Genomic DNA, 8,469 nt, shown 5'->3' with positions numbered 1-8,469 from the left:
AATCTATACTATTTTATTTATATAAAAATAAGAAAAGTGTAACCATCTAATTCTTTATCTTTAGATAACTACACTTTTCTTATTTTAGTCATTGATCTCTATATCTCCATATTGATTATCTTTATCTGCTTTTGTGTCTTTTACTTTTATTTGTTCATGACTAAACTCTTTTATATCTCCAGTTTTTGCATCTACTGTTATTTCATATTTTGTATCGGCTTTTGTTAGTACACCTTCATACTCAGCATTTTCTCCATCTTTATCTAGGTTAAATTTTTGAACTGTAGCTTTTGGAACTTTATTAATCATTGTATCTATAGCTTTATCTTCACTTATTAGCTTGTCTGAAGTTTTTCGATCATTTTGATCTTTAAGTACTTCTTGTTCAAAGTTTATTATTTTACCAGTTTCAGCATCTACATCCACTTGGTATTTCATAGTATCCTTAACTATTTCTGATTCATACTTTGGTGAATTATTTTCATTATCATAAGAAAACTCTAATATCTTACCATCTGGTACTTTTTCTAATATAATATTTTTTGCTTGATTTTTTGTTAGGTATTCTGCTTTGTCATATTTTACTAGTGAATAACTTACTCCAACCCCGCATATAACAACTAATCCTAATGCTATAATAATTGGTTTGTCAATCTTCATATATATCCCTCCTGAATAATTATTAAAATTTCAACATTAATATATATACCATCTTTTTACATGTTCAAACATATCTCCCAATTTCAAATACCAAAAATAACAGTATTATGTAACTTTTTAAGACTTAAATCATATTTTATATAGAATGCATTATTAAATAAGGAGGATTATTATGTATAATTGGATATACCCTAACCCTATGCAATTACAAAATTCGATAAATTTAATAGAATCGTCTGTAGAGGATGAAAGCTCAGCTGCTGAGTTTTATCAATGGCTAATAGATAACATCCCTACAGATAACCTATCTAAAAGACAAGTCTCTAAAATTAAAAAAATTATAGAATCTATACGAGATGATGAGCTTAGTCATAATAAGTCATTTAAAAAAATATATACCAATATAACTGGTAAAGAGGCATTACCTCAAAAAGAATCTTTTATTGCACCTGAAAATTTTAGAGTAGGCATAGAGGATGCATTGGATGGGGAATTAAATGCAGTTAAAAAATATAGAGAAATAATCGAAGGATTACCAAGTACTTACTATAGAGATAAAGTATTTAATATATTAAGTGATGAATTAAGACACAGTAACTTATATAACTTTATATATACTAATATAACTGCTGGTAATGAAACTTCCCCCAAATAGACATAAATAAAAAAGTGTAGTCATTTTATATTTTTTGACTACACTTTTTTATTTATGTTTGACTCAAAACATGTCTTACTCTATTTATTTCTTCTACTTCATTTTCAAAGCTATATTCTAGCGACAATATAGGGTTTATTTTAGCTTCTTCTATTATGTTTTTAAAATAAATTAGTTGTTCATAGCTTGGTTTGCTATGAGAATCATTTTTGCCATCATTAAAATGCAAATGTATATACGTTATAAAATCTTTTGCAGACACTACCCATTCTTCTAAAGATTTTTTAGAGTATGCTAAAATATGACCTGTATCTAAACATATTCTAAGTTTAGGAGAGTTTACTGATTCAACAATATATAAAATTTCTTCAGGATTTTCATCATACTCATTTTCTAATAAAATAGTCACATCTATATCATTAATTTCGTTCATAAAATCTTGCCAAAATTTTATTTGATTTTCTAACTTAAGTTTTCTTATTTTATCTACACTTAATAAAGGGTTTAGTTGGCTATGAAAAATTACATATTTAGCACCTATTTCCTTGGCAATTTCAACTGATTGCATGTATCTATATTTAGTTAACTCAATAACTTTTTTATCCGTACTCCCTGGATTTAAATCAAATGAAGATCCATGTAATGATATTACATTGCTAAAGTTTTTTAATTTATTCTTACAATCACTTATTATTGTACTATAATCCTCATCCAAAATATTTTGCGGAAAACTCTGAATTTCTACTCCAATTCCTAAATTGTTAATTTCATCTATATTGCTTTTATTTATATCTCCAATAAGTTTTACTAACTTAATATCCTTCATCATTACACCACCTTTGTTTTAAATTCTTTATCACAAGAATAACTTATTTTTAATAATTATATATAGTAACTAGATTACCCTTTTTTCTATTGATTAAATCTATTTAAATCTATACAATTATATTAAATAAATTAAGGAGGTATATATTTGAAAAAACTTTTTATTGGAATCTTAACTCTATTTATAATAGTTTTAGTGAACCACCTAATAAGCAATTCTTTAAAAATATCTTTTCTTGACATGTCTTTGATAATAGGAGTTTTATTCACAACAGTTATAGGCTTCTTTTCAACAGAGGATAACATCTATAATAGGTTTTTAAACTATTGGACCTCAATATCAATTGATAAAGAAACAACTCGTAACTATGGTCTTAAGTTCTTTAAAAACACTCCTTTTTTTGTCTCTCTTGCTTACACATTAGTTGCATTTATTTTAAGTATATATACTTATTGGGATTACTTTTTCACAGCTTAAAAAATAAATCTTACAAGTTACTTAAATTTAATTATGTAAACTATGTAATAACTATAAAATCAATTAATCATTTCAAGTAAGTTCCCAGCAAATATTGTTAACAGAAATAAAGTAAAAAATGATTTATTTTAATAATAAAAGGGGTTATATGTATGATGTAGTGACATTTCAAGCATCTTTTCAGCTTGTTAATCAAATCATACATATAACCCCTTCATGTTAATTTAAATAACTATTTTTTAAGTTTAGCTAATGCCTCTGCAAAAGGATTATTGAAACTTTCTTCTTGTTTATTTTGATTCTTTAAATACTTATTAACATCTCTTTTAGATGCTTTATTATTTTCTTCTTTCTTTCTCTTGTTAAAACTACTTAATTTTTCACGATGTCCGCAGCTACAAACAAAAGTCTTCCCTTCTCCTTCGCCTCTAAGTTCAAGTTTTTTATGGCAAACAGGACATCTAGCATTAGTAGTTGTAGAGATCATCTTTCTAGTGTTACAATCTCTATCTTGGCAAACTAACATCTTTCCTCTTTTCCCATTAACTTCAAGCATATACTTTCCACACTCAGGACACTTATTTTTAGTTAAGTTATCATGTTTAAATTTTACATCACTACTTTTTATATCTTTTACAATATCTTTAGTGTAGTTTTTCATTTCATTTACAAATACATCTTTCTTTAACTTACCACATGATATTTCATTAAGCTTCTTCTCCCAAGAAGATGTAAGCTCTGCTGATTTTAACTCGCTAGGAACTAACTCTAATAATTGCTTTCCTTTAGATGTTATAAAAATGTCTTTTCCTCTTTTTTCAACTAAGAATGAATTAAAAATCTTTTCTATTATATCTGCACGAGTTGCAACTGTTCCAAGACCTTCTTTTTCCATTTGAGCTAATAAACTAGCTTCATTTAATGGTTTTGGAGGTTGTGTTTTGCCACTAGTTAAGCTACATTTAACCACCTTTATAATATCACCTTTATTCAAGTTTGGAAGATTTTGATCATTGTCATCATCTTCATCTATATTAGTATAGTTTTCTTTCCATCCTAATTTAATAATTTTTTTACCTTTAGCTACAAAAGTTTCACCTTCTATGTTAGCCTTTATAGTTGTTTGTTCATATTCAAAAGGATCGCTTAAAACACTTAAAAATCTTTTTACTACTAAATCATAAATTTTTCTTTCTTTATCACTTAAATCGCTTAAGAATACTCTCTCCTCAGTAGGTATTATTGCATGGTGATCTGTTACTTTAGAGTTATCTACAAATGATTTATTAGCTTTTATTTTGTCTTTTAGTATTTTAGTACAAACTTTTGCATAGTCACTTACACTCACAGCTCTAACTCTATCCTTTAAAGTGTCTACTATATCAGTACTAATGTATTTAGAATCTGTTCTAGGATATGTAAGAACCTTATGGTGTTCATATAGTTTTTGCATTATAGATAAAGTCTCTTTTGCAGAGAAATTAAATATTTTATTTGCATCTCTTTGTAATTCTGTTAAGTCATATAACCCTGGTGAGTATTTCTTTTTATAATTTTTATTAACTTCTAATATCTCAGCATTTTTATTTTCTATCTTAGTTAATATATTTTCTACTTTTTCTTTATTAAAGCTATTTTGGCTATTATTCTTAGAGTCTACCCAGTTTAAACTAAACATAGGTGCTTGTAATTTAATACCATAGAATTCTTTTGGTTTAAATTTTTGAATTTCCTCTTCTCTTTTGTAAACCATATTTACAGTAGGAGTTTGAACTCTACCACAAGAAAGTTGTGCATTATGCTTCGTTGTAAGTGCTCTTGTAGCATTTATTCCAACTAACCAATCAGCTTCTGCTCTAGCAACCGCTGAGCGATATAAGTTTTCGTATTCTTTTCCATCCTTTAATTTTGAAAATCCTTCTTTTATAGCTTTATCTGTGCTAGATGATATCCATAAACGCTTTATAGGCTTTTTAACTTGTGCTTTTTCTATTATCCATCTTGCTACAAGTTCTCCTTCTCTACCCGCATCTGTAGCTATTACAATCGATTCAATATCATTTCTATTTAGTTGAGCTTTCACTGTGTTGAATTGTTTAGATGTCTTTTTTATAACTACTGTCTTTAAATATTTAGGTAATATAGGTAAATCGTTTATATCCCAATTTTTATATTTATTTGAGTAACTTTCAGTTTCAGCAAGTGTTACTAAATGGCCAAGAGCCCACGTTACTACATAATTACTACCTTCTATATATCCATTTTTTTCATTTTTACAATTTAATACTCTAGCTAAATCTCTTCCTACAGAAGGTTTCTCTGCTAGTACTAGTGTTTTTCCCATTATATCTTTTTCCTTTCATTAATGCTTTAGTATATAATAACATAGTTTCCTAATATATGTTAAATATATAATGGAGTTTGGTATTTGCATTTGTACTACTCCCTTATACATTTAATGTACTACCACCGTAGTAGTATCTAATATATTGTTATATATACATTTAGCATTTTCTGTATCTAGCCTTATACAACCATGGCTTAAAGCTTGCCCTAACCTTCCATCTATATAAAAAATTCCTGTTATAGTTGGAGTGCTAGGTTTTCCAACAGTACATTTCCATTTAAACAACTGTATTCAAGAATCATTATCTTTTTTAAAAATATAGGTATACTTATTTTTTAAATCAGTTACTAATAAATTATTTGTAGGCTTCAATAAGTTCAACCTTAGAACCTTTAGAAATAACAGTAATAATATCAGAACTAGTTGAGGGATCTTTTCTTAAGTTTGAGTTTTTGAGCATATACTTATTGTTGTGGAAGCATATTTATTTTTATAAAATTCTTATCTATATTTAATAGTACACACATCCTTATTATATAACTTATATAATTTTATGTACTTATTTATATATAGGTGAATAGCACGTAAAAATTTCCTTGGCTTAAATATAAAAAAGCTATCCTAATAAATTACAAAATTTTATTAAAATAGCTTTTATTCTTTATTTATTTGATATATATTCTTTCCAGTCACCACATTCTATAGAAATTAATATATCATCTTTATTAATTTCAGCATCTTTATTGTACTCATAAAAATATGCCTTTTCTATACTTCCATCTAGAAGAGTAACATCTACTTCATTCCTATTATATTCATTGTTAAATCCATCTAGCTGGTAATTCTCCATATAATCTAGTTCTTTTAACGTTGCTTCAAAATCATTAAGTTCCATTAATTCCCCTAGAATCTTTTTATTACCTTTTACAACCGCTGGGTAACCTTTGTTGTCTAAATGATATAAACTGCCATTTATATATCCTTTTTTAGAACTTTTTACTTTTCCATTTAAATATATATTGTAATTGAACATATCGCTTCTTAAACTACCATATACAAATATCTTTTTTACTAACATATTTCTCCACCTATTGCTCTTATATCTTCATTATATATAGTACATGCTTCTATTGCTAATTCAAGTCCAGTAACAATTTCATCTAAGCTCATATAAGGCATGTTTTTCTTATCTATAACTTGTCCTGTCATATATGGTATATGAATAAATCCACCTTTTATGTTCGGATATTTTTTATCTATCAAATATAGTATCCCATACATTACATGATTACAAACAAAAGTTCCTGCAGTGTTTGAAACTGATGCTGGTATCCCATTTTCATTCATATGTTTTACCATACCTTTTATTGGTAGATTAGAGAAGTATGCCGGCTGTCCATCAATTTGTATAGTTTCATCAACAACTTGATTACCTTCATTATCTTTTATTCTAAAATCATCTAGGTTTATAGCTACTCTTTCTGGAGTTATATCAAATCTGCCGCCTGCTTGCCCAACTGATATTACTATATCTGGATTGTGCTTATCTATTGCCTGTTCTATAGCTTCAACTGATTTTGTTCTAACTGTAGGTATAGTCAGCTTTATAACCTCAGCTCCATTTATTTCATCTTTTATTCTTTTAACAGCTTCTTCAGCTGGATTTATAGGCTCTCCTCCAAATGGATCAAATCCTGTTATTAATATTTTCATTCCACTTTCCTCCTTTAGAATTTTACTAAATAATTAAAATGCAAATGTGTACATTACAAATATGTGTATAGCTAATAATACAATGGCAACTGGTGCCTGATATTTAATTACACTGTATTGATCTTTAGCTTCTAGTAATGCTGCTGGTACTATATTAAAGTTTGCAGCCATAGGCGTAAGTAAAGTTCCACAATACCCTGCTGTTAATGCTAAAGCTCCAACTATGGCTGGATCTGCACCTTGAGATAATACAAAAGGTATCCCTATACCTGCTGTTATAACTGAAAATGCTGCAAATGCATTACCCATTATCATAGTGAAAATCGCCATTCCTAAAACATAAGCTACTACTCCAAAGAATCTACTATCCGCTGGAACCACTCCTGATATCATATTAGATATTACATCTCCAACTCCTGCATTTGTAAATAAAACTCCAAGTGCAACAAGTAATTGAGGTAGCATACTAGTAGGTCCCATTTGTTGAAGTAATCTTGCTCCATCTTCAACTGCTTCTTTGGGTTTTGCTCTTGTGATTATAAATGCACTTATAAGTGCTACTATTGCTCCAGCTCCTATTGCAAATTGTGATGAACTAGCATATGAAGAAAGTGACATAGCTACCGCAACTGCCGCAAATGCTAATATAAGTGAAGGTAAAAATATTTTACTCTTTATTTTTTCTGATTTAGCTTGGCTAAACTCTTCAGTTGCAACTTCGTATTTTGCAAACACAACTTGCTTAGTAAGAGTTAATAAACTTAATAATACTAATATTCCTCCAATAAATGTTGCTGGTAGTACTTTTCCAAATATAAATGGTAAACTAAGTAATACCCAGAAAGCAAATGTTCCATATTTTTTATTATTATCAATTGTTTTAAGTGATTTAATACCAATGACTAGCATTAAAATTCCCATTAAAACATAAAACGATTCTAGTCCTATATTTATAAAGTTTTGCACTTATTAGTCCTCCCCTATTTGTTATATTTTCTGTTTAATTTTTTATCAAATAAATAGTTTTGTAATGCAGAAATTAAAAATGCTATTATAGCCATTATTATACTAGCCTTAGCTATATCTAGTTCGCTTACTGCATATCCAAATCCAGTTAAAGTCGATGCTATTAATAATACACCTGAACTCCCAGAGAATAAATTTTGACCATAAAAGTTTCCATAGTTTTCACTAGCTGCTGATAAAGCCTTTATAGCTTCTTCATCTTTTACATCTACATTTTTATACTTACTCTTTGCTGCTGCTTGTGCCATAGGCTCAACTAAAGGTCTAACAAATTGAGGATGTCCACTTATTCTTATTGAAAGCGCACCAGCTATTTGTCTTATTATCATATATATAGAAAATACGCCTCCTGTAGTTAACTTTCCAAGCTTTTGTATTAAATAAACAGCCCTTTGCTTTAATCCGTATCTTTCTAGTATTCCTATTACTGGCAGAGTCATTATAAATAATGATACCGCTCTATTATCTGCAAACGATTGCCCCAATGTATTTAGAATATCCATAATATCCATTCCTGCCACTAATCCAGTCGCAATCCCCGCAACTAATACTGTAAATAAAGTTTCTACTTTAAACACAAATCCTAAAATGACAACTAAAATACCTATTAATTTTATCATGCTTTACTTCCTTTCTTTACTCATTAACTTTATAATGTTATTTCAAATTATATTTAAAATGAGATTTATTGTCAATCAATTTTTACATTTTTTTAAATTTTTAGATAATTTAGTTTAATTTCTTACTTTTCCCATTTAATCTATA

11 protein-coding genes are annotated in these 8,469 nt (G+C 28.1%); 2 read left to right on the top strand and 9 right to left on the bottom strand.

The annotated features are described in order from the left end of the window. Window positions 1-84: 84 nt before the first annotated feature. Window positions 85-660, bottom strand: coding sequence for a PepSY domain-containing protein (locus VN21_RS10255; RefSeq protein ID WP_046823183.1), 576 nt, complete (start codon window positions 658-660; stop codon window positions 85-87). Window positions 661-832: 172 nt separating this feature from the next. On the opposite strand from VN21_RS10255, the gene VN21_RS10250 reads away from it, so the two are divergent. Then, window positions 833-1,315: a ferritin-like domain-containing protein gene (locus tag VN21_RS10250; protein ID WP_046823182.1), complete on the top strand. Its 483-nt coding sequence runs from the start codon at window positions 833-835 to the stop codon at window positions 1,313-1,315. A gap of 52 nt (window positions 1,316-1,367) precedes the next feature. Here VN21_RS10250 and VN21_RS10245 read toward each other — a convergent pair whose 3' ends face one another. Then, on the bottom strand, window positions 1,368-2,141 hold the full coding sequence (locus VN21_RS10245) for a sugar phosphate isomerase/epimerase family protein (RefSeq protein ID WP_046823181.1): 774 nt from the start codon (window positions 2,139-2,141) through the stop codon (window positions 1,368-1,370). 147 nt (window positions 2,142-2,288) lie between these two features. Between VN21_RS10245 and VN21_RS10240 the strand changes: the two genes are divergently transcribed. Further along, the gene (locus VN21_RS10240; protein WP_046823180.1) at window positions 2,289-2,618 is read left to right on the top strand and encodes a hypothetical protein; all 330 of its coding nucleotides are present in this window, start codon (window positions 2,289-2,291) and stop codon (window positions 2,616-2,618) included. A 232-nt stretch (window positions 2,619-2,850) separates the two neighbouring features. Here the strand turns inward: VN21_RS10240 and VN21_RS10235 are convergent, their stop codons facing one another. The 7 genes from VN21_RS10235 to VN21_RS10210 all read right to left on the bottom strand — a co-directional run bounded on the left by VN21_RS10235 (window position 2,851) and on the right by VN21_RS10210 (window position 8,324). Next, window positions 2,851-4,962, bottom strand: coding sequence for a DNA topoisomerase III (locus tag VN21_RS10235; protein ID WP_046823179.1), 2,112 nt, complete (start codon window positions 4,960-4,962; stop codon window positions 2,851-2,853). A 111-nt stretch (window positions 4,963-5,073) separates the two neighbouring features. Then, entirely contained in the window at window positions 5,074-5,250 is a 177-nt protein-coding gene (locus VN21_RS19110) for a L,D-transpeptidase family protein (protein ID WP_226896697.1), read from the bottom strand. Window positions 5,251-5,320: 70 nt separating this feature from the next. Then, a complete protein-coding gene (locus VN21_RS19415; RefSeq protein ID WP_226896696.1) occupies window positions 5,321-5,425 on the bottom strand; it encodes an SH3 domain-containing protein in 105 nt (34 codons plus the stop codon). Window positions 5,426-5,626: 201 nt separating this feature from the next. Then, window positions 5,627-6,043 (bottom strand): gamma-glutamylcyclotransferase family protein, encoded by a 417-nt coding sequence (locus VN21_RS10225; protein WP_046823178.1) that lies wholly within the window; start codon window positions 6,041-6,043, stop codon window positions 5,627-5,629. Further along, window positions 6,037-6,678, bottom strand: a complete 642-nt coding sequence (pcp, locus tag VN21_RS10220) for a pyroglutamyl-peptidase I (RefSeq protein WP_035116513.1) — start codon at window positions 6,676-6,678, stop codon at window positions 6,037-6,039. The genes VN21_RS10225 and pcp overlap by 7 nt, the downstream gene beginning before the upstream one ends. A gap of 33 nt (window positions 6,679-6,711) precedes the next feature. After that, window positions 6,712-7,644 (bottom strand): DUF979 domain-containing protein, encoded by a 933-nt coding sequence (locus tag VN21_RS10215; protein WP_046823177.1) that lies wholly within the window; start codon window positions 7,642-7,644, stop codon window positions 6,712-6,714. A 14-nt stretch (window positions 7,645-7,658) separates the two neighbouring features. Continuing rightward, window positions 7,659-8,324 carry a DUF969 domain-containing protein gene (locus VN21_RS10210; RefSeq protein WP_046823176.1) on the bottom strand — a complete coding sequence of 222 codons (666 nt, stop codon included), beginning with the start codon at window positions 8,322-8,324 and terminating at the stop codon, window positions 7,659-7,661. Window positions 8,325-8,469: the final 145 nt, after the last annotated feature.

This window comes from Paraclostridium benzoelyticum (genome assembly GCF_001006285.1).
Classification (GTDB): Bacteria; Bacillota; Clostridia; order Peptostreptococcales; family Peptostreptococcaceae; genus Paraclostridium; species Paraclostridium benzoelyticum.
This window is presented reverse-complemented; position numbering and strand designations above follow the sequence as displayed.

What these genes read in the sequence shown, in the direction of transcription:
- VN21_RS10255 (WP_046823183.1), bottom strand. Translation starts at nt 660, where the DNA reads ATGAAGATTGACAAACCAATTATTATAGCATTAGGATTAGTTGTTATA.
- VN21_RS10250 (WP_046823182.1), top strand. Translation starts at nt 833, where the DNA reads ATGTATAATTGGATATACCCTAACCCTATGCAATTACAAAATTCGATA.
- VN21_RS10245 (WP_046823181.1), bottom strand. Translation starts at nt 2,141, where the DNA reads ATGAAGGATATTAAGTTAGTAAAACTTATTGGAGATATAAATAAAAGC.
- VN21_RS10235 (WP_046823179.1), bottom strand. Translation starts at nt 4,962, where the DNA reads ATGGGAAAAACACTAGTACTAGCAGAGAAACCTTCTGTAGGAAGAGAT.
- VN21_RS19415 (WP_226896696.1), bottom strand. Translation starts at nt 5,425, where the DNA reads ATGCTCAAAAACTCAAACTTAAGAAAAGATCCCTCAACTAGTTCTGAT.
- VN21_RS10225 (WP_046823178.1), bottom strand. Translation starts at nt 6,043, where the DNA reads ATGTTAGTAAAAAAGATATTTGTATATGGTAGTTTAAGAAGCGATATG.
- pcp (WP_035116513.1), bottom strand. Translation starts at nt 6,678, where the DNA reads ATGAAAATATTAATAACAGGATTTGATCCATTTGGAGGAGAGCCTATA.
- VN21_RS10210 (WP_046823176.1), bottom strand. Translation starts at nt 8,324, where the DNA reads ATGATAAAATTAATAGGTATTTTAGTTGTCATTTTAGGATTTGTGTTT.